Origin of the sequence: Pseudomonas sp. B392_1p (assembly GCF_052245235.1) — a bacterium.
Taxonomy (GTDB): domain Bacteria; phylum Pseudomonadota; class Gammaproteobacteria; order Pseudomonadales; family Pseudomonadaceae; genus Serpens; species Serpens gallinarum.
Map to the genome: position 1 here is coordinate 1 of NZ_JBQPXM010000022.1, position 18,370 is coordinate 18,370.

Here is an 18,370-nt window from a genome sequence, read left to right on the forward strand (position 1 = left end):
TGATTCAGTTGTTAAAGAACGTTTCGATCTGGACCGGAGGTCGCTAACCGAGGCCGCGCATTCTACAGCAGCCTTACTTGCCGTCAAGTTGTTTTTGAAGATTTTTTTCAACCTTCTCAACCACTTGCGCTACCGACCGAAGTAAACCCCAGCTCGGTAGCGGGAGGCGAATTCTACAGCAACCTGAATCGCTGTCAACTCCAACCTCGCACCGCCTTCGCTTCGAAAAGCGAACCTTCCGATATTCTTCAAACCGCTTAACTCGTTGATCTACAAGGAGTTTTCAGTAAGGTCTGCACCGGAAGTGGGGCGCATTATAGGCCGCTGGATTCTGCCGTCAAGGGTTATTTGCAGCTACATCCAATTTTGCTCTTTTTACTGCTAATCCGCTTGCACAGATGCTCAAGCTTGCTTCTCATCGCGTGCCCGCCGACGCTACATTCTGTTTTACGTTCTCGAAGGTCCCAACATGCTTGCAGCAAACCAACCGATCGCAATCGACGCTCCCCTTGTTCGTTGCGCAACTCGCTGCGGCTTTTTTATAGCAGGCTTTGGTTTATCCATATGGGCGCCCCTGGTGCCTTACGTGCGCGAACGCATCGAAATGAGCGATGCGCTGTTCGGCCTGCTGCTGTTATTCATCGGGCTCGGCTCCCTCGTCTGGATGCCCCTGTCCGGCATCCTGGTTGCGCGCCAAGGCATTCGCCCAGTGATCATGACGTGCATTTTATTTCTGCTGGTTTCGCTCGGTGTTATGGCGCTGACGGAATCGTTCTGGCTTCTGGCGCTCGCCTTGTTCTGCTTTGGAGGCAGCCTGGGTGTATTGGATGTGGTGCTCAATATTCAGTCCCTGCTGATCGAGCGCAAGCTTGGTAGGCACCTGATGTCGAATTTTCACGGCATGTTCAGCCTGGGCACCATTTCCGGCGCACTGTTGCTGACGGCGCTGTTATCGCTAGGCCTTTCAGCCGCAACAGGCAGCTTCCTCATGATCGGCCTGATTATTGTTTGCAGCCTGCTGGTCATGCGCGGCTTCCTGACTGACCGCGCCTCTGGAGGCGGTGTCGCCTTTATCCGCCCGAATGGCGTCGTACTGTTGATAGGTGCACTCTGCTTCGTGGTGTATCTGGCAGAAGGCGCAATTCTGGATTGGAGCGCTCTTTACCTAACCCAGGATAAAAAGCTCGAAACCGCCCTGGGCGGATTGGGTTACGCAAGCTTTGCCTTAATGGTGACCATTGGCCGGTTTGCCGGCGCACCCGTTGTTCGAGCTCTGGGCACAGCCAAAATCATCATTTTTGGGAGCCTACTGGCCGCAAGCGGAATTGGCCTCAGCATCATTACAGTACACTGGCCACTCGCACTGCTTGGCTATGGCCTGTGCGGTTTGGGCTGCGCCAATATTTCGCCCGTACTCATTTCATCCCTCAGCCATCAAGACGATATGCCCGTGCATCTAGCTGTCACTGCCGCGACCACCATCGGGTTTGCCGGTGTGCTAGCCGGCCCGGCAATCATGGGCCTGCTTGCTAACTACAGCTCACTCAGCATCGCCTTCGCTGCTCTGATGCTGATGCTACTGGGAATTGCACTCACCGGTCGCCGGTTCGCACGCTGAAGGTTCTGTTCTTCCGCCCACCATTCGCTAGAATGCGCGCCCTATGCAAATCCAAGACATTCACCAGCAACTGAGTGATATCGGCGCCAAAGGCGTGCATATCGGCAGACTCACCCGTACCTGGCTCAAGGGCTTACCCTTGGATGCCGGCACTCGGCATCAGCGTAGCGAGGATTTCCTGCCTCGTTCCGTGCGCGACGGCCTGCCTGTCATTGCCCTCACGCTCGACAATCTGGCCAGACTCAGCTCAGCGCATCCTGGTGCCGACGGCTCCGCTCGCCTACTGGTTGAATTGGGCGATGGCCAACTAATTGAGAGCGTTCTGTTGCCGCGCGGTGGCTTGTGCGTGTCCAGCCAAGTTGGCTGCGCAGTAGGTTGCACATTTTGCATGACCGGCAAAAGTGGCCTCCTCCGCCACCTCGCCAGCGCCGAGATCATTGCCCAAGTCGCGCTGGCCCGCCGCTTTCGCCCCGTAAAGAAAGTGGTATTCATGGGTATGGGCGAACCGGCACACAACTTGGAAAACGTGCTGGAGGCGATCAACCTGCTGGGCACCGAAGGGGGTATAGGGCACAAGAACCTGGTGTTCTCGACCGTAGGCGACCCCCGCGTCTTCGAGCGGCTCCCGCAACAGCAGGTGCGTCCAGCTCTGGCGCTGTCACTGCACACCACCGATGCCGAGTTGCGCCGTCAACTGCTGCCTCGGGCACCCCGGCTCGATCCTGAGGAATTGGTGCAACTGAGTGAAGACTACGCTCGCAGCGTGGATTTTCCGGTGCAGTATCAATGGACCCTATTAAAAGGCATCAATGACAGTCAGCAGGAAATGGATGGAATCATTCGCCTGCTCAAGGGCAAGTACGCAATCATGAACATGATTCCCTATAACAGCCTGACAGATGACCCTTTCCAGCGTCCAGACGCCGACCGAATCGAACAGATCAGGCGCTACCTGCATGACAACGGTGTGCTGACAAAAATACGCAATTCAGCCGGACAAGACATTGATGGTGGATGCGGGCAGCTACGGGCGCGGGCCAATGAAATAGCCAATCGATGACTTCAGACCTGAGTCCAACCAAATTCGACGGTCAGACTCAACCTCTGAAATGGTCCGCTAAAACCTGGCTATCCTGATGCCTACAGGAGGGCTTTATGAGCAAAGACCAAAACGATGATCACAAACCGTTGACCATGCGGGAAATGCTGCAAAGCATGTTGGCCGGGGCATTGGGCGTGCAAACCGGAAAAAATCGCGCACGGGACTTCAGCCGCGGCAAACCCAGCCAGTTTCTTTTGCTGGGTGTGCTATTCATGGTGCTGTTTGTGCTGATTGTACTTGGCGCCGTTAAGCTGGTTCTGCACTTTGCAAATCTATAGCGCACCCCCGGCCTTTGCTTCGTCGCTTTATTGATGGCTGACCCAGTACACCGCCGTGACGACGGCTATCAGTATCAGGCAAAAGATCGCCCCCGCGTCCGCAACACTGTCTCGGTCATCATGTCCAGAATGGTTGCTCATCGTTTTCCCCTGCTCAGACTCCCTGAATACCTGTGAGTAAAGACCAGACGCATCGTCTCCTCAAGCACCGAATCTTGGCTTCTTAAGCGATTCAGGTTCTAAGCATATTCTTATTCTTCACTTTTACGAATAAACACCAACTGGTATCTTGCCGGCCCTATCCGGGTCGCGCTGCCGTGCGCGCAATAGCTGTCAGGATCTTTCATGTACGTTTACGACCAGTACGACCAACACATCATCGAAGATCGGGTACGTCAGTTCCGCGATCAGATTCGCCGCTATCTGGCCGGTGAGCTCAGTGATGCCGAGCTTCTGCCACTGCGTCTTCAAAATGGCCTGTACATTCAACGCTATGCGCCCATGCTGCGCGTGGCCGTACCGTATGGACTGATGTCCTCCAAGCAGGTTCGCAAGCTGGCGGAAATTGCCCGTAAGTACGACAAGGGCTACGCCCACATCAGTACGCGCACCAACGTACAGTTCAACTGGCCGGAACTGGAAGATGTGCCGGATATCTTGGCCGAGCTGGCCACCGTGCAGATGCATGCGATCCAAACCAGCGGCAACTGCATTCGTAACACCACTACCGACCAATTTGCCGGTGTCGCCAAGGATGAGGTGATCGACCCGCGCCCCTGGTGCGAAATCATTCGCCAATGGTCGACCTTTCACCCGGAATTCGCCTTCCTGCCTCGCAAGTTCAAGATTGCCGTGAACGGTGCTGCCAGCGATCGCGCCGCCATTGAAGTGCACGACATTGGCCTGGAAGCGGTTCATAACAGCGCAGGCGAACTGGGCTTCCGGGTTTCCGTCGGGGGCGGCCTGGGGCGTACCCCAATCGTTGGCAGCTACATCAATGAATTCCTGCCCTGGCAGCACCTGCTCAGCTATCTCGATGCCATTCTTCGGGTTTACAACCGTTACGGCCGTCGCGACAACAAGTTCAAGGCACGTATCAAAATCCTGGTCAAAGCACTGACTCCGGAAGTGTTCGCCGAACGTGTCGCAGCGGAATGGGAACACTTGAAAGACAGCCCGCTGACCCTGACCGAAGAAGAAGTGGCTCGGGTCAGTAAATTTTTCGTCGACCCGCTCTACAAAACGCTGGAAGATCAGGGCGCGGCACTGGCCCGGCTGGATACCGAACATCCCGGCTTCGCTCGCTGGCGCGCTCGCAACGTCACTGCGCACAAGAAGCCTGGCTATGCGGCAGTCACGCTGTCCCTGAAAGCCACCGGCGTCGCACCGGGCGATGTGACTGAAAAGCAACTGGATGCCATTGCCGACCTGGCAGACCGCTACAGCTTCGGTGAAGTGCGCAACTCCCACGAGCAGAACATGATTCTGGCCGACGTCGAACAATCCCAACTGTTCGAGCTCTGGCATGAACTGCGCGAGCTGGGCATCGCCACTCCCAACATCGGCCTGCTGACCGACATGATCTGCTGTCCGGGCGGCGATTTCTGTTCGCTGGCCAACGCCAAGTCGATTCCAGTGGCAGAAGCCATCCAGCGGCGCTTTGACGATCTCGACTACCTGTTCGACATCGGTGAGCTCGACCTGAACATTTCCGGCTGCATGAACGCCTGCGGTCACCACCACGTTGGCCATATCGGCATTCTGGGCGTGGACAAGAAAGGCGCCGAGTTCTACCAGGTTTCCCTGGGTGGCAGCTCAGGACGCGATGCCAGTCTGGGACAGATTCTCGGCCCATCCTTCGCCCAGGATGTCATGCCTGACGTCATTGAAAAGATCATTGCCGTTTACGTGGAGCAACGTACCGAAGATGAGCAGTTTATCGACACCTACCGCCGCATTGGCATCGATCGTTTTAAAGAGCGCGTCTATGCAGCGAATCATTAAGAACGAGCAGATCGTCGACGAAACCTGGCACCTGCTCGACAAGGAGGCCTCGCTGGATGGACTGCCCAACAGTGACGACCTGATCGTGCCGCTGCGCCTGTGGCGCGAGCATGCCCATGCCCTCAAAGCCCGTGACGGCGGGCTGGGAGTATGGCTCGATGCCGATGAAGCGGTAGAGGATATCGCTGATGACCTGACGCACTTTCAGATTGTGGCCTTGAATTTCCCGGTTTTCACCGATGGTCGCCATTACTCCAGCGCTCGCCTGTTGCGCGAACGTTACGGCTATAAAGGTGAAGTACGCGCCATTGGCGATGTGCTGCGTGACCAGCTGTTCTATATGCGCCGCTGTGGCTTCGATGCCTTTGCCATCCGCCCGGATCGCGACCCTGACGATGCGCTGAAAAGCCTCAAGGATTTCTCGGTAACCTACCAAGCTGCCACCGATGATCCACGTCCGCTGTTCCGCCGCCGTTAAGCTCGGCTAAAAACCAGAAAGCCCCGCTAATCACGGGGCTTTCTGGTTGCTGGACCTAGAATAAGTCAGTCCAGCTTTACCAGAGCTCGGCCGACCATCTTGCCGGCAAGAATACGCTGGATCGCCTCAGGCAATTGCTCAAGTCCGATCTCCTCCACCAGATCCTCAAGCTCCGCCATCTTCCATGGTCCGGCCAGCTTGTCCCAGACGGAGGCCTTATCAGCCAAGGGAATTTCCACCGAATCCACGCCCAGCAGATCAACGCCACGCAAAATGAACGGCAGAACGGAGGCCTGGAAATTAACTCCGGCCGTGAGCCCGCAACAAGCCACACTGCCGCCACGGCGTAACGACTTGACGATATTGAATAGAATGTCGCCGCCTACCGTATCCACCGCCGCCGCCCACTGCTCCTTGAGCAACGGTTTGGCCGTACCTTCTTGCAAGGCTTCGCGCGGCAGCACCTGAGTGGCGCCCAAGCGCTGTAAGTAGTCTGCTTGTTCCGCCTTGCCCGTCACCGCCACCACCTGGCAGCCCAGATGCGCCAGCAAGCTCACCGCGATGCTGCCCACCCCACCCGTGGCGCCCGACACCAACACAGGGCCTGCCTTTGGGGTGAACCCGGCACGTAGCAGCTTCTCCACGCACAAGCCCGCCGTCAGGCCAGCCGTACCCAGCAGCATTGACTCACGCAGCGTCAGACCAGCAGGGCGTTTGACCAGCCACGCGGCCGGAACCCGAATGTATTGACCGAATCCGCCCGACGTACTCATGCCCAGATCGTATCCGGTGACGATGACTTCATCGCCTGGCACGAAGCCATCTACCGAGGACGTCTCGACGACTCCTGCCGCGTCGATCCCTGGTGTATGCGGGAAATGCCTGGTCACGCCCGGATTGCCGCTGGCCGACAGGGCATCCTTATAGTTCAAGGAGGAATACTGCACGCGCACCAGCACATCTCCAGCCGGCAGTGAGCTCGTGTCTCGCTCAACTACCGCCGATTCAAAATGGCCATCTGCAGCCTGGGTTACCTGTAATGCCTTGAATACGCTCATTATTTTCTCTCTTACCAGAATCGTTGTTGTTGCAAGCGGCCCCACCAGGTCAGCACCACGCGATCCAGCATTCCGCTGGCCGCAAGGCCGACACGCTCCTGCAAGCTTTTCTTCTGCGCATAGTGCAGCTGGAACAAATCTGCTGTTTTGGCCCGCTCCGAAAGGTACTCATCGCTGGTCTTGAGTTCATCCACCAGTTGCTTGCTCAATGCCGCCTGTCCCAACCAGATTTCACCCGTGGCGATCTCCTGGATATCCAACTGCGGACGATAATGAGCCACGAAGTCCTTGAACAGCTCATGGGTAATCTCCAGCTCCTCCTGGAATTTTTTCCGGCCCTTCTCGGTATTTTCACCAAATACAGTCAAGGTTCGTTTGTAATCACCGGCAGTAAGCACTTCAAAATCAACGTCGTGCTTCTTCAACAGACGGTGCACATTGGGGAGCTGAGCGACCACGCCGATCGAACCAAGGATGGCAAAGGGTGCGCTGAGGATTCGGTCACCAATGCACGCCATCATGTAACCGCCGCTGGCGGCCACCTTGTCCACGCAGATCGTTAATGGCACCCCAGCCTGGCGAATCCGCGCCAGTTGCGAGGATGCCAAACCGTAGCTGTGGACCATGCCCCCCCCACTCTCCAGGCGCACCACCACTTCATCTTGAGCTGTGGCCAGACTGAGCAGAGCAGTCACCTCATGTCGCAAATGTTCGACCGCCGACGCCCTGATGTCGCCATCAAAGTCCAGCACATAGACGCGAGGCTTGAGATCGCCGGTCTTCCTTTCCGCCTTCTGAGCTTTTTCCGCCTTGGCCTGCGCCTTGCGATGTGCCTTGAGCTGCTCTTTGTCCAGCAATGCCAGTTCCAGACGCTCACGCAGCCCCTTGTAGAACTCATTTAGTTTCAGCACCTGCAATTGCCCGGTGCTTTGCCCCCGCCCTCGGCTTCGCAAGACGGCCAGAGCCACAAGCACCGCCACGATGGACAGTACAACGGTCACCGATTTCGCCAAAAAACTCGCATAGTCAGCCAGATACTCCACAGCGCTTCCTCATCTCGATGTAATGGTCAGGCCGCCCCGCCACAGATTCGCTCAGCATACCGAGCACCTGGCCTGACAGCCAGACACGCAGCTGCAGCAAGCATTAGCGATTCAAACAAGCGTATGTTTTTTCGTTGACAGGCCACCACCTCACCACCTAACCTCGCGTCACTTTCAACGTACCTGGACGACGGGCGTGGGTAGCATCTATCTGATTCGACATGGCCAAGCCTCTTTCGGTGCAGACGACTACGATGTTCTCTGCCCCAATGGTGTGCGCCAGGCCGAAGTGCTCGGCAAACACCTGGCTCATGTAGGCATAACGCTGCACCGCTGCTACAGCGGTGAGCTGCGCCGACAGAGAGATACCGCTACACATGTGCTGCGCCGTATGGGCAACGGAGACTCAGCGGATATCGCTATCGATGCCGCCTTCAATGAATTCAAGGCCGATGAACTCATCCGCGCTCACTTGCCCGAACTACTGGAATACGAACCCAGGACGCTGGATATCCTTCGTCACGTTACCCGGCATCCGGGTGAGTTCCAGCGTCTGTTTGCCTTTGTTATTGACCGCTGGCTCAGCGGCTCTGGCGACAAGCCCGGCCAGGAAAGCTGGCAAGCATTCAGTACTCGCGTCCAGCAGGGCTTGCAGCGTGTACTCAACGACGCCGCACAGGGAGAACACATTGCTGTGTTTACTTCCGCCGGCACCATCACCGCCTTACTGCATCAGATCATCGGCGTTCCGCCCAGCAAAGCTTTCGAGCTCAATTGGCAGATCGTCAACACTTCGGTAACCCAACTGAAATTCCGGGACTCCGAAGTAACCCTGGCTTCCTTCAACAGCCATGCGCATTTACAGCTGTTGAAGGCGCCGGAGCTCATCACCTACCGTTGAGCTCCAGCCCACTGCGGCTCTTGGCCGCCAGCAAAAACCGAAAATCGAAAATCGAAAATCGAAAATAAAGAAGGATGACATTATGAGCAGCGCCGACATCATCAAAGCCATGCAATCCAAGTTCAACTCCAGCGCAGCTGCTGGCCTGGACCTGGTATTCCAGTTCAACATCGAAGACGGCGAAAACCACTACATCGTTGTTAAAGACGGTGCGTGCAGCATCGAACAAGGCGAAAACCCGAACGCCAACGTCACCCTGATCATGGACAGCGAAACCCTGAAGGGCATCACCACCGGCGAAACCGACGGCATGCAAGCCTTTATGGGCGGCAAGCTGCGCGCCGAAGGCGACATGATGCTGGCCATGAAGCTGGGCGAACTGTTCCCAGTCTAAGCTGCTCGGTTTTAAAAAAACCGGGGCTGATGCTCCGGTTTTTTTTTCGCCTGGCCTATGCACCGCGGCATAGGCTCCGCAAGGATGCTTATCGGCTACCAACACGCCTACCTATTAAGGCCACTATGAGTTGTTAAGGACTGCGATAAGTCATTAGATTGACCATTCTTTGATCGGCTTTTTGACCTTCAATAAAAAGGAATAAGAAATGGCGTTGATCGACCAGGCCACTCGCATCCGCTCGGGAGAAGAACTCAATGCCGAGACGATTGATGCGTTCTTGAAAGCGAGCATTCCTGAATTACACGGCGACCTGAAGATCAGCCAGTTTCCCGGCGGCGCTTCCAACCTCACCTATCTGTTGGAATACCCCGGCCGGCAGCTTGTTCTGCGCCGTCCCCCGTTTGGCCGCAAGGCTAAATCGGCCCACGACATGGGGCGTGAATTCCGAATTCTCAACCAGCTTAATGCGGGCTTTCCCTATTGCCCAAAAGCCTATGCGCACTGCACCGACGAATCGCTGATCGGATCCGAGTTTTATGTGATGGAGCGGGTCGAAGGCATTATCTTGCGCGCCGACATTCCTGCCGCACTGAATTTCACTCCTGAGCAAACCCGCGGCTTGTGCAAAAGTTTCATCGATAAACTGGTGGACTTGCACAATGTCGACTACCACGCCTGCGGCCTGGCGGATCTGGGTAAGCCGGAAGGTTACGTGCAGCGCCAGATTGAAGGCTGGTGCGATCGTTACGAAAAGGCGCTGACTCCCGACGCCCCGAGCTGGGAGCCGATCAAGGCCTGGCTGCGCGACAAGATGCCTGCCGATCATTCCCGCCCGGCTATCGTGCACAATGATTACCGCTTCGATAACGTCATTCTCGACCCGGCGAACCCGATGCAAATCATTGGGGTGCTGGACTGGGAACTGACGACACTGGGCGATCCCCTGATGGACCTGGGCAACACCCTCGCGTATTGGATCGAAGCAAGCGATCCGCCTGCAGTGCAACTGATGCGCCGCCAGCCGAGCAATGCTCCGGGCATGCTGACCCGACGCGAGTTTGTCGATTACTACGCGAAACGCGCCGGTACCGAAATTGAAAACTTCGATTACTACTATTGCTACGGCCTGTTCCGCCTGGCCGGCATCGTCCAGCAAATCTATTACCGGTACTACCACGGCCAGACCCAGGACAAACGATTCGCGCCCTTCGTGCAGATGAATGGCCTGCTGGAAAAAATGGCCCACAACCTCATTCAGCACTCATCGCTGTAAACCATCGGTCCCAATAACAAGGAAAACGCCATGACCAAGACCACCCTGTTCGACCTTGATGGCAAGATCGCCTTCGTGTCCGGCGCCAGCCGCGGTATTGGCGAAGCCATCGCCCGCCTGCTCGCCCAGCAAGGCGCACATGTAATCGTTTCCAGCCGCAGGATCGAAGGCTGTCAGGCCGTGGCTGACGCCATTAACGCCGAAGGCGGCCAGGCCACAGCCATTGCCTGCCACATCGGCGAGATGGAGCAGATCAAAAATACCTTTACCGAGATACGCGAGCGCTTTGGCCGCCTGGACATCCTGGTGAACAACGCAGCCACCAACCCGCAATTTGCCAACGTGCTCGACACCGATCTTGCCGCCTTTCAAAAAACTGTGGATGTGAACATTCGCGGCTATTACTTCATGTCCATCGAGGGCGGCAAATTGATGAAGGCCAACGGGGGCGGCAGTATCATTAACGTCGCATCGATCAACGGCGTCACGCCCGGGGAATTCCAGGGCATCTACTCAGTGACCAAAGCCGCTGTGATCAGCATGACGAAAGTCTTCGCCAAGGAATGCGCAGGCTTTGGCATCCGCTGCAACGCATTATTACCGGGCCTGACAGATACCAAGTTCGCCTCGGCGCTGACCAGCAATGAAGCGATCCTGAAATATGCCCTGCAGCGCATTCCGCTCAAGCGTGTTGCAGACCCGAGCGAAATGGCAGGCGCAGTGCTGTACCTCGCCAGTGCCGCCTCCAGCTACACCACGGGCCTGGCGTTGAATGTAGATGGGGGCTATCTCGCCTGAGTCTTGTCATTCCAGGGGCCAGCAATGCCCGGCCCCTCTCCCCCCTACTGCCAGCCTTTCATAGCCTGTTGCGCAGCCAAATTGAACGGCTGCGCAACCAGTCCGGTCGGTGCCAGCCGCACCGCGAATACCGCCCCATCGGCCATGGGCATCGGTGCGCTGCGCACAATCTGCGCATCGAGCCCATAGGCATGATGTTGAGCCAGCCGCAGCCAGCGCCACAGGTCTATACCCAAGACCGGTTCAACTAGCGACACATCGGTATTGCGCGCCAAATCCTGTTGTTCGATGGCCAGATAGCGGCCAGACAAGGTTTCCAGGCGATAACCCGACTCCAATCCAATCAGTGTTGCTAACCCTTGCATCTGCAACAAACGCGTATCCAGTTGCCAGAGATCGCCATTCAGCCGAACTTCTTGCTCCTGAGCGCCGGCCAGCAGGGTAACCGCAAACTGTTGTTCACCGAGGGACTTGAAATTCAAAGTTGCCAGAGGTTTGCTGCCTGGCAAGGGGGCATAGAACAGCAGATCACGGGCGACCAGGGCGACCATCCCGGCTATTGCCAGGCAAGCCATGCCCAGAGAACCTCGCAACCAGCCCAGCAACCAGTGGCGGTTGAATAGAATGCGTGCCGCAAGCAGCAAGGCCAGTAACGCCAGCAACGCGGTGAACCAGGCCAGCCCGTTGTACTGCATGCAAGATCTCCGCTAGAAAAGGCGGCATTATGTGCAGGCGTACGCTTTGTCTCTACACAGAGCCTTTCACAATCTGACCGACTTCGAGTTTTTCATGGATTTCCCCTTCGAACTGGCTTTCGATTCCTGGATTTTTGCAGCCTTGCTGGCAGTCGCCTTTATTGCCGGTTTTATCGATGCCATAGCCGGCGGCGGGGGCCTGCTTACCATTCCCGCCCTTCTGACGGCCGGCCTGCCGCCACATCTTGTGCTCGGCACCAACAAGCTGTGCGCCACTTTCGGCTCCGCAACGGCCAGCTACACATTCTACCGCCGCCGCTTATTCGTTCCTCGTCACTGGTATCGCGCCCTGCTCGGCACGGCCTTGGGCGCAATGCTTGGCGCAGCCCTCGCACACTGGCTGCCAGCCAGTGCGCTGAACCAGATCCTGCCGGTCGTGGTATTTGGCTGTGGGTTGTATCTGCTTTTCAGTCGTACCCCCAAAACTCCCTCGGATCCAAACCAAATCATTCCACGCCAGCGACAGTGGCCACAAAGCCTCGGGCTGGGGTTTTACGATGGTTTGATCGGGCCCGGCACCGGGGCATTCTGGACGGTCAGTACCTTGCTGCTTTATCCCCTGGACCTGCTCCGCGCCAGCGGCGTGGCCAGGAGCATGAATTTTGTCAGCAACGGGGTGGCGCTGGCCGTCTTCGTGGCCAGCGGCAATGTCGCCTGGGCGCTGGGCCTGGGGATGGGCCTGGCGCTGATGATCGGCGCTTATCTGGGGGCGCGCACGGCGATCCACGGAGGTGCCAAGTTCATTCGCCCCGTGTTTATTCTGGTGGTGCTGGTAATGAGTGCGCGGCTAGCCTGGCAGCACTGGCTCGGCGTGGCCTAAACGGCGCGCGATATACAAGTCGATCAAGTAACGGGAAATCGATCGGTGCGCCGGCAGCGGCGGTAAGGCGTCGAGCCGGAACCAGCGTGCGTCTTCTATTTCATCGGGTTGCGCAACGATCTCCCCCGACGCGTACTCGGCATGAAAACCAAGCATCAGTGAATGGGGAAACGGCCAGCTCTGACTGGTGATATAGCGCACATTGCACACTTCCAGGCACACCTCCTCGCGTATTTCCCGTATGACGCAGTGCTCAACGGTCTCGCCTGGCTCGACGAAGCCAGCCAGGGTACTGTAAACACCTGGAAGAAAGCGCGGAGAACGCGCCAAAAGGATTTCATCGCCACGGGTAACCAGCACGATCATGCTGGGCGACAAACGGGGATAGTGGCGCAGCCGACAATCATGGCATTCCATGGCCCGCTCACCGTCGACAGGTGTCAGCGTTTTGCCACAGGCCCCGCAAAACCTGTGTTCCCATGCCCAGGTCGCAATCTGCCCGGCATAGCCAAGCAGAGCCGCGTATTTGGCATCTCCGTGGAGCAAATGCTGGCGAAGGCTCTGCCACTGGCAGCCAGGCAGATCCGGCTGATCAGCGAGCTGTCGCAAATACACCGGCACAGTGTCGTAATACCCAAGCCCATATTCGGCCACTGTCGCCAGTCCCTGCTCGCCTACCCAGGCGTCAGGAAACAACGGCCCCTGGGCATCCAGAAGAAAACCACCCGGACCTTGCAGTACAACCCACGCGCCCGGCAAACCGGCAGGAATACAGCCCGGTTGCCAGCGTGCGTCCATCAGCAGGCCACCGCTAACCTGAGTGCTTCGACACTGCGATCGGCAAGTTCCAGAACATCGTTGCGCGATGCGCCGCCGGCTTCCAGATAGTACTCAAGGCTGGTTAATGCATCAGCCAGACTTTCCAGCTTGGCCTCCACTGGCATCTGGTCAGTCTCCAGCATGTGTTGCTGGATATAGTCTGCACAGCTTCCCACCAGCCTCGCGGTCCGCTCTTGCCCCAGAAACCACAGACCACCGCGAACCGCCTGCAATGTTACTGGCACGTTGGCCAGATGCATTTTGTCACCGCCGGACTCCAAATAAGCAGTAATGGCCCGTTTGGAAAGTGCAAGCCCGGCCTTGGCCTCATCCAGAACGACAATCTTGGCTTCGGTCAGTTGGTGAACAGCAAAACTGGGCGAACTCAGCCCCGGCTGCAGCAAGGGGGCAACAGGCGCTGCCTGTCGATCCTCCTCTAGGCTTGCCACCATGCTTTCCACATAGAGGACCGCATCAGCAAGCTGGTTCAGTGCATCGGTGTTGCCTGGAGCCGCACGGCTCCAGGTGGCAATTTCGGCCAACTGTGCTTGCAGGGCATTACTCGCCGAGCTGAGCCCCACCATGCCAAGCGTCTTCGCCAGCTTGCCCAACAAGGCATGCAAATTCGCAAAGCCGTCATCCTGAACCACACCTCGCTCGATGAGATCAAGCAGGTCTTTGACACTGCCGAGCTCTTCTCGAATCGCGGTGGAGAGCGAACGCATCACCGCCTGTCCCGGCCCTGCCAAACGCCGATATTCTTCCGCCAGCATCGGTGCGGTAAACGGCAGCGGCCCCAGGTTGAACACCTCGCGAATCTGCGTGGCTCGGGGTCCATGGCTGTCAGCTAGCACGATCAGATAAAGCATCTCCTTGAGCAGATGACGGGGTGCCTGATACTGAGGATTGTTAAGTAATTGCTTGAGTTCGCGCTCAATTCTCACTCCCAGCTGTTTACCTGCCTTGCTGGGGCGCAACTGACCATCCAACGCGGCTTCGAACATGGCCGCGCCAATCCAGCACAGCCGGCCACGCGGATCGTTGGCATACAGATCATCCAGCCTGGCCATGGCTCGCGCCATCAGTTTCAACCCAGGCTGGGGCTGGGGGTCTCGCAGCAGCCCCAGCAATCCTACCTGGTACATGTGCCGCAAATGACGCGTCTGACTGACACGCACCGCAGCATCGACCGCCGGGGACGCGCTGCGCGGTCGCTCCTGATCCAGACGAACACTGAAAAAGAAACTTTCCGGCAGCGCTGGCTGGTTACATGCTTGGCGCAACTTGTTGATCGCTGGCAGCAACAGCTCGGGAATCTCCTGGCGATGCAGGCCCAGGCCTTCGAGGTAACGACGTAGCACGTGTAGTGCACTGCCCAGCGCGGTCAATTGTCCGTCTCGCTCAGGGCCTACACCGGTGGGAATATCCATCGCCACGTGCAGAGTTTCCTGAGCCAGTAGCTCGGCTCCCGTCAACTCGATCAAATTGAGTGTGCCACGTACCTGTTGCAGATTTTCAATGGCCTGCTGCAACAGCGTGCCGTTCTGCCGGTCGACGATGAAATGCTCGAGACTGCGTTCAGCCTCATCCATGGTGGCGAATAATTCGTCACGTACTAGATTGAGCGAGTTAACCCCTGTCATTGTTTACGCCTCCTGGCCTACTACGTTCAGTCTACAGTCAGTCGGCAAACTCCGGCTTCTGCTTGCTCATGTGTGCCGCCATGGCAATACGCAGGTCGGACGACTGCAACATCGCAGCATTCCAGGTGGCGATGTATTCAAGGCCATCATCAACGCGATGATCACGCATGTAGCGGATCATTTCCTTGGTGCCACGAATGGCGATGGGCGACTTGGCGGCAATCTCGGCGGCCAGCTGCATGACCCCCTCGAGAAGTTGCGCCTGAGTGTCCCAAACACGATTGACCAGCCCAATGCGCTGCGCTTCATCACCGTGCACATGGCGGCCGGTAAAGGCCAGCTCACGCATCATGCCATCACCGATAATGCGCGGCAGACGCTGCAACGTGCCCACATCGGCCGCCATGCCCATGTCGATTTCCTTGATGGAGAATTGGGCATCGCGAGTGGCGTAACGCATATCGCAGGCGGCGATCAGATCGATAGCACCGCCCAGGCAATAGCCCTGAATGGCCGCCAGCACGGGTTTTCGACACCGATCAACTGCATTGAAGGAGGCCTGCAGTTCGAGAATTTTGCGGCGTAAGGCTTCGGCACTGCGGCCGACATCTTTGCCGACCAGATTGGCTGCCTGAGCCAGCAGGCCCAAGTCGATACCGGAAGAGAAGTGTTCACCTGCACCGGCCAGTACCACCACGCGCACCTCATCGGTGCGGTCGACCCAATCGAAAATCTCGATAATTTCCGACCAGAACGCGCTGTTCATGGCGTTACGTTTTTCCGGGCGATTGATCGTGACGGTAGCGATCTTGTCCGTCAACTCGACACGGAAGGCTTGATAGTCTGGCACAGCTGACATCCTCGAGGCGCTTGTTAATGTTATTGGCGGCCCGGCAACTATAACAAGCCAGGGTCAAAAGTCGATGGTGCGCGATGTGAATCAAACCACGCCCGACACCTAACCGCAGGCTTGAAATATCAGCCTGGTTGCAGCTCTTTTCCCCACGAGCCTCAAGTGAGGCAATCGACGCTATAAATTATTTGCCCCTCGTTCACCTGTCGCCGCAATCCGTGCACATCGGCGTTGAATCCGGGAAACTGCTGATCAAAGCGCCTGGCAAAATGCAGGTAGTCGATGATTGACCGAGTCTGCGCTGTGAACCGCTCGCCGGGCATGATCAAAGGAATACCCGGCGGATAAGGCACCAGCATATTTGCTGCAATGCGCCCTTCGAGATGCTCAATGGCAACCGACTCTACCTCGCCACGCACCAGTCGATCATAAGCTTCTGAAGGTTTCAGGGCGATTTCAGGCAACTGCGTATACATGTGCTTGAGCGCCTTGGCCGTGCTGTTGGTGCGATAGCAGTCATGCAAGTCATCACACAGATCACGCAACCCCATACCCTGATAATGCGTTTCTACGCCATGGACCAGCGATGGCAACGCTTCGCTAAGTGGCAGGTTTGCATCGTAATGGCGTTTGAATTCAAGCAACTCGGTCAGCAGGGTGCTCCATTTACCCTTGGTGATCCCCATGGAAAACAGCACCAGGAAGGAATACAGGCCGGTTTTCTCCACCACCAGGCCACGCTCCCAAAGAAACTTGCTGACCACCGCAGCGGGAATTCCTCGTGTATCCAGCCGGCCACCGGCCGTCAAACCAGGCATGACCAAGGTGACCTTGATCGGATCAAGCAGCATGTAGTCGTCGGTGATCTCGCCGAAGCCGTGCCACTCCGCCCCCGGCAGCAAGAGCCAATCGGCAGTCACCACCCCGCCTGCGCCCTCGGCCTCAGGCGGCTGCCAGATCGTAAACCACCAGTCATCTGGGCTCAGATTCTGACGCAAATTGGCCAGCGCACGCCGAAAACTCAGTGCTTCATCAAAGGTTTCCTGGATCAATGAGCGCCCGGCCTGGCCTTCCATCATCGCCGAGGCTACATCCAGCGAGGCCAGGATGCCGTACTGCGGCGAGGTGGAAATATGCATCATGAAGGCTTCGTTGAAACGCACCGGGTCCAGGCGCCGCTGGCCGTTGTCTTGGACATGAATCATCGAGGCCTGACTGAACGCAGCCAAGAGCTTGTGGGTGGAATGGGTGGTGAACACCAGAGGCCCCTGTTCGGCGCGCCGAGTGCCCATCCCATAACGGCCCAAGTAGAATTCATGGAAGGCCGCATAGGCGTACCAGGCCTCGTCGAAATGCAGCACCTCAACATGCCCTTCGAGCGCCTGCTTGATCAGCTCGGCGTTGTAGCAGAGCCCGTCATAGGTGGAGTTGGTCACCACAGCCAGCTTGATCTTCGCTTCACGCCCCCGGGCCAACGGGCTGGCGTCGATCTTCGCCTGAATGGATTCACGACTGAATTCGCTGAGCGGAATCGGCCCAATGATGCCCAGTTCGTTGCGTTCCGGCATCAGATACAGCGGGATGGCGCCGGTCATGATGATGGCGTGCAGAATCGACTTGTGGCAGTTGCGGTCGACCAGCACCAGATCATCACGGGCGACCCGCGAATGCCAGACGATCTTGTTTGCCGTCGACGTGCCATTGATCACGAAGAAGGTGTGGTCGGCGCCGAAATTGCGCGCCGCGCGCACTTCGGCCTCCGCCAGCGGGCCGGTGTGATCGAGCAGCGATCCCAGCTCAGGCACGGAAACCGACAGGTCGGAGCGCAGGGTATTCTCACCAAAGAACTGATGGAACGCTTGACCGACAGGACTCTTGCGGTAAGCCACGCCACCGCCGTGCCCTGGGGTGTGCCAGGAAAAATTCGATTGAGCGGTGTGCTCCACCAACGCTTTGAAAAAAGGTGGCAGCAGAGCATCCAGGTAAGTCCGCGTGGCCCGTGCAACCTGCCGGGCCAGGAAAGGCACCGTGTCTTCGAACAGGTAAAGAATGCCGCGCAGTTGATTGAGATCGGCCATCGCCTCGGCCGGCGCATTTTCGATGGTGACCTGTTCGCCCAACGCAAAGATCGGTAACTGCGGCGCCCTGGCTCGCGCAACGCGGATTAACTCAACCACGTCATGCAGCAGCCGGCGATTGTCTCCCGCCCCTTCGGCGGCCAACAGAATGCAGGCCAGGCCATGGTGGGTCGAGGCTACCAGGCGCCCTTCATCCGAGCTGCTGGCGGACAGAATGGTAAAGCCGTACTGCCGCAACTCGTCGGCAATGGCTCGCACTCGCTCGCCTGCCACACTTTCAGCCTTGATATCGCGATGGACAATCAGAATCGGAAATTTCAGGTCTTTGTACATGGCGCCGCCCTAGGATGATCCTGCACACAGAGTCATACAGCGAGCTGCAAGCTGCAAGCTGCAAGCTGCAAGCTGCAAGCTGCAAGCTGCAAGCTGCAAGCTGCAAGCTGCAAGCTGCA

17 protein-coding genes are annotated in these 18,370 nt (G+C 57.4%); 10 read left to right on the forward strand and 7 right to left on the reverse strand.

Annotated features, from left to right (window positions below; all coding sequences use genetic code 11):
• The first annotated feature begins 469 nt into the window (after positions 1–469).
• From ACTV8E_RS20290 to ACTV8E_RS20310, 5 genes are all read left to right on the forward strand, one after another.
• A complete protein-coding gene (locus ACTV8E_RS20290; protein ID WP_251837731.1) occupies positions 470–1,618 on the forward strand; it encodes an MFS transporter in 1,149 nt (382 codons plus the stop codon).
• Between the two features lie 43 nt (positions 1,619–1,661).
• Entirely contained in the window at positions 1,662–2,678 is a 1,017-nt protein-coding gene (locus ACTV8E_RS20295) for an RNA methyltransferase (RefSeq protein WP_443200655.1), read from the forward strand.
• 95 nt (positions 2,679–2,773) lie between these two features.
• Positions 2,774–2,998 carry a DUF2970 domain-containing protein gene (locus tag ACTV8E_RS20300; protein ID WP_251837729.1) on the forward strand — a complete coding sequence of 75 codons (225 nt, stop codon included), beginning with the start codon at positions 2,774–2,776 and terminating at the stop codon, positions 2,996–2,998.
• Positions 2,999–3,343: 345 nt separating this feature from the next.
• Complete coding sequence (locus ACTV8E_RS20305; protein ID WP_251837728.1) at positions 3,344–5,002, forward strand: nitrite/sulfite reductase; 1,659 nt, start codon at positions 3,344–3,346, stop codon at positions 5,000–5,002.
• A complete protein-coding gene (locus ACTV8E_RS20310; RefSeq protein WP_251837727.1) occupies positions 4,986–5,480 on the forward strand; it encodes a DUF934 domain-containing protein in 495 nt (164 codons plus the stop codon). The genes ACTV8E_RS20305 and ACTV8E_RS20310 overlap by 17 nt, the downstream gene beginning before the upstream one ends.
• A gap of 65 nt (positions 5,481–5,545) precedes the next feature.
• On the opposite strand, the gene ACTV8E_RS20315 is transcribed toward ACTV8E_RS20310, so the two are convergent.
• Positions 5,546–6,538 carry a YhdH/YhfP family quinone oxidoreductase gene (locus ACTV8E_RS20315; RefSeq protein ID WP_443200656.1) on the reverse strand — a complete coding sequence of 331 codons (993 nt, stop codon included), beginning with the start codon at positions 6,536–6,538 and terminating at the stop codon, positions 5,546–5,548.
• A gap of 11 nt (positions 6,539–6,549) precedes the next feature.
• Positions 6,550–7,581, reverse strand: coding sequence for a protease SohB (sohB, locus tag ACTV8E_RS20320; protein ID WP_443200657.1), 1,032 nt, complete (start codon positions 7,579–7,581; stop codon positions 6,550–6,552).
• Between the two features lie 196 nt (positions 7,582–7,777).
• Between sohB and ACTV8E_RS20325 the strand changes: the two genes are divergently transcribed.
• The 4 genes from ACTV8E_RS20325 to ACTV8E_RS20340 all read left to right on the forward strand — a co-directional run bounded on the left by ACTV8E_RS20325 (position 7,778) and on the right by ACTV8E_RS20340 (position 10,950).
• Positions 7,778–8,482 carry a histidine phosphatase family protein gene (locus tag ACTV8E_RS20325; RefSeq protein WP_273535536.1) on the forward strand — a complete coding sequence of 235 codons (705 nt, stop codon included), beginning with the start codon at positions 7,778–7,780 and terminating at the stop codon, positions 8,480–8,482.
• A 79-nt stretch (positions 8,483–8,561) separates the two neighbouring features.
• Positions 8,562–8,876: an SCP2 sterol-binding domain-containing protein gene (locus ACTV8E_RS20330; RefSeq protein WP_251837734.1), complete on the forward strand. Its 315-nt coding sequence runs from the start codon at positions 8,562–8,564 to the stop codon at positions 8,874–8,876.
• A gap of 208 nt (positions 8,877–9,084) precedes the next feature.
• Positions 9,085–10,152, forward strand: a complete 1,068-nt coding sequence (locus tag ACTV8E_RS20335; RefSeq protein ID WP_443200658.1) for a phosphotransferase family protein — start codon at positions 9,085–9,087, stop codon at positions 10,150–10,152.
• A 30-nt stretch (positions 10,153–10,182) separates the two neighbouring features.
• Positions 10,183–10,950, forward strand: a complete 768-nt coding sequence (locus ACTV8E_RS20340; RefSeq protein ID WP_443200659.1) for an SDR family oxidoreductase — start codon at positions 10,183–10,185, stop codon at positions 10,948–10,950.
• 44 nt (positions 10,951–10,994) lie between these two features.
• Here ACTV8E_RS20340 and ACTV8E_RS20345 read toward each other — a convergent pair whose 3' ends face one another.
• Positions 10,995–11,645 carry a hypothetical protein gene (locus ACTV8E_RS20345; protein WP_443200660.1) on the reverse strand — a complete coding sequence of 217 codons (651 nt, stop codon included), beginning with the start codon at positions 11,643–11,645 and terminating at the stop codon, positions 10,995–10,997.
• 94 nt (positions 11,646–11,739) lie between these two features.
• Between ACTV8E_RS20345 and ACTV8E_RS20350 the strand changes: the two genes are divergently transcribed.
• Positions 11,740–12,525, forward strand: a complete 786-nt coding sequence (locus ACTV8E_RS20350) for a TSUP family transporter (RefSeq protein ID WP_443200661.1) — start codon at positions 11,740–11,742, stop codon at positions 12,523–12,525.
• Here the strand turns inward: ACTV8E_RS20350 and nudC are convergent.
• From nudC to ACTV8E_RS20370, 4 genes are all read right to left on the reverse strand, one after another.
• The gene (nudC, locus tag ACTV8E_RS20355; RefSeq protein WP_251837720.1) at positions 12,493–13,323 is read right to left on the reverse strand and encodes an NAD(+) diphosphatase; all 831 of its coding nucleotides are present in this window, start codon (positions 13,321–13,323) and stop codon (positions 12,493–12,495) included. The two genes, ACTV8E_RS20350 and nudC, sit on opposite strands and share 33 nt — an antisense overlap.
• Complete coding sequence (locus ACTV8E_RS20360; RefSeq protein ID WP_251837719.1) at positions 13,323–14,987, reverse strand: ferrous iron transporter B; 1,665 nt, start codon at positions 14,985–14,987, stop codon at positions 13,323–13,325. The genes nudC and ACTV8E_RS20360 overlap by 1 nt, the downstream gene beginning before the upstream one ends.
• A gap of 37 nt (positions 14,988–15,024) precedes the next feature.
• On the reverse strand, positions 15,025–15,837 hold the full coding sequence (locus ACTV8E_RS20365) for a crotonase/enoyl-CoA hydratase family protein (RefSeq protein ID WP_251837718.1): 813 nt from the start codon (positions 15,835–15,837) through the stop codon (positions 15,025–15,027).
• A 161-nt stretch (positions 15,838–15,998) separates the two neighbouring features.
• The gene (locus tag ACTV8E_RS20370; protein WP_251837717.1) at positions 15,999–18,251 is read right to left on the reverse strand and encodes an Orn/Lys/Arg decarboxylase N-terminal domain-containing protein; all 2,253 of its coding nucleotides are present in this window, start codon (positions 18,249–18,251) and stop codon (positions 15,999–16,001) included.
• Between the last annotated feature and the right edge of the window lie 119 nt (positions 18,252–18,370).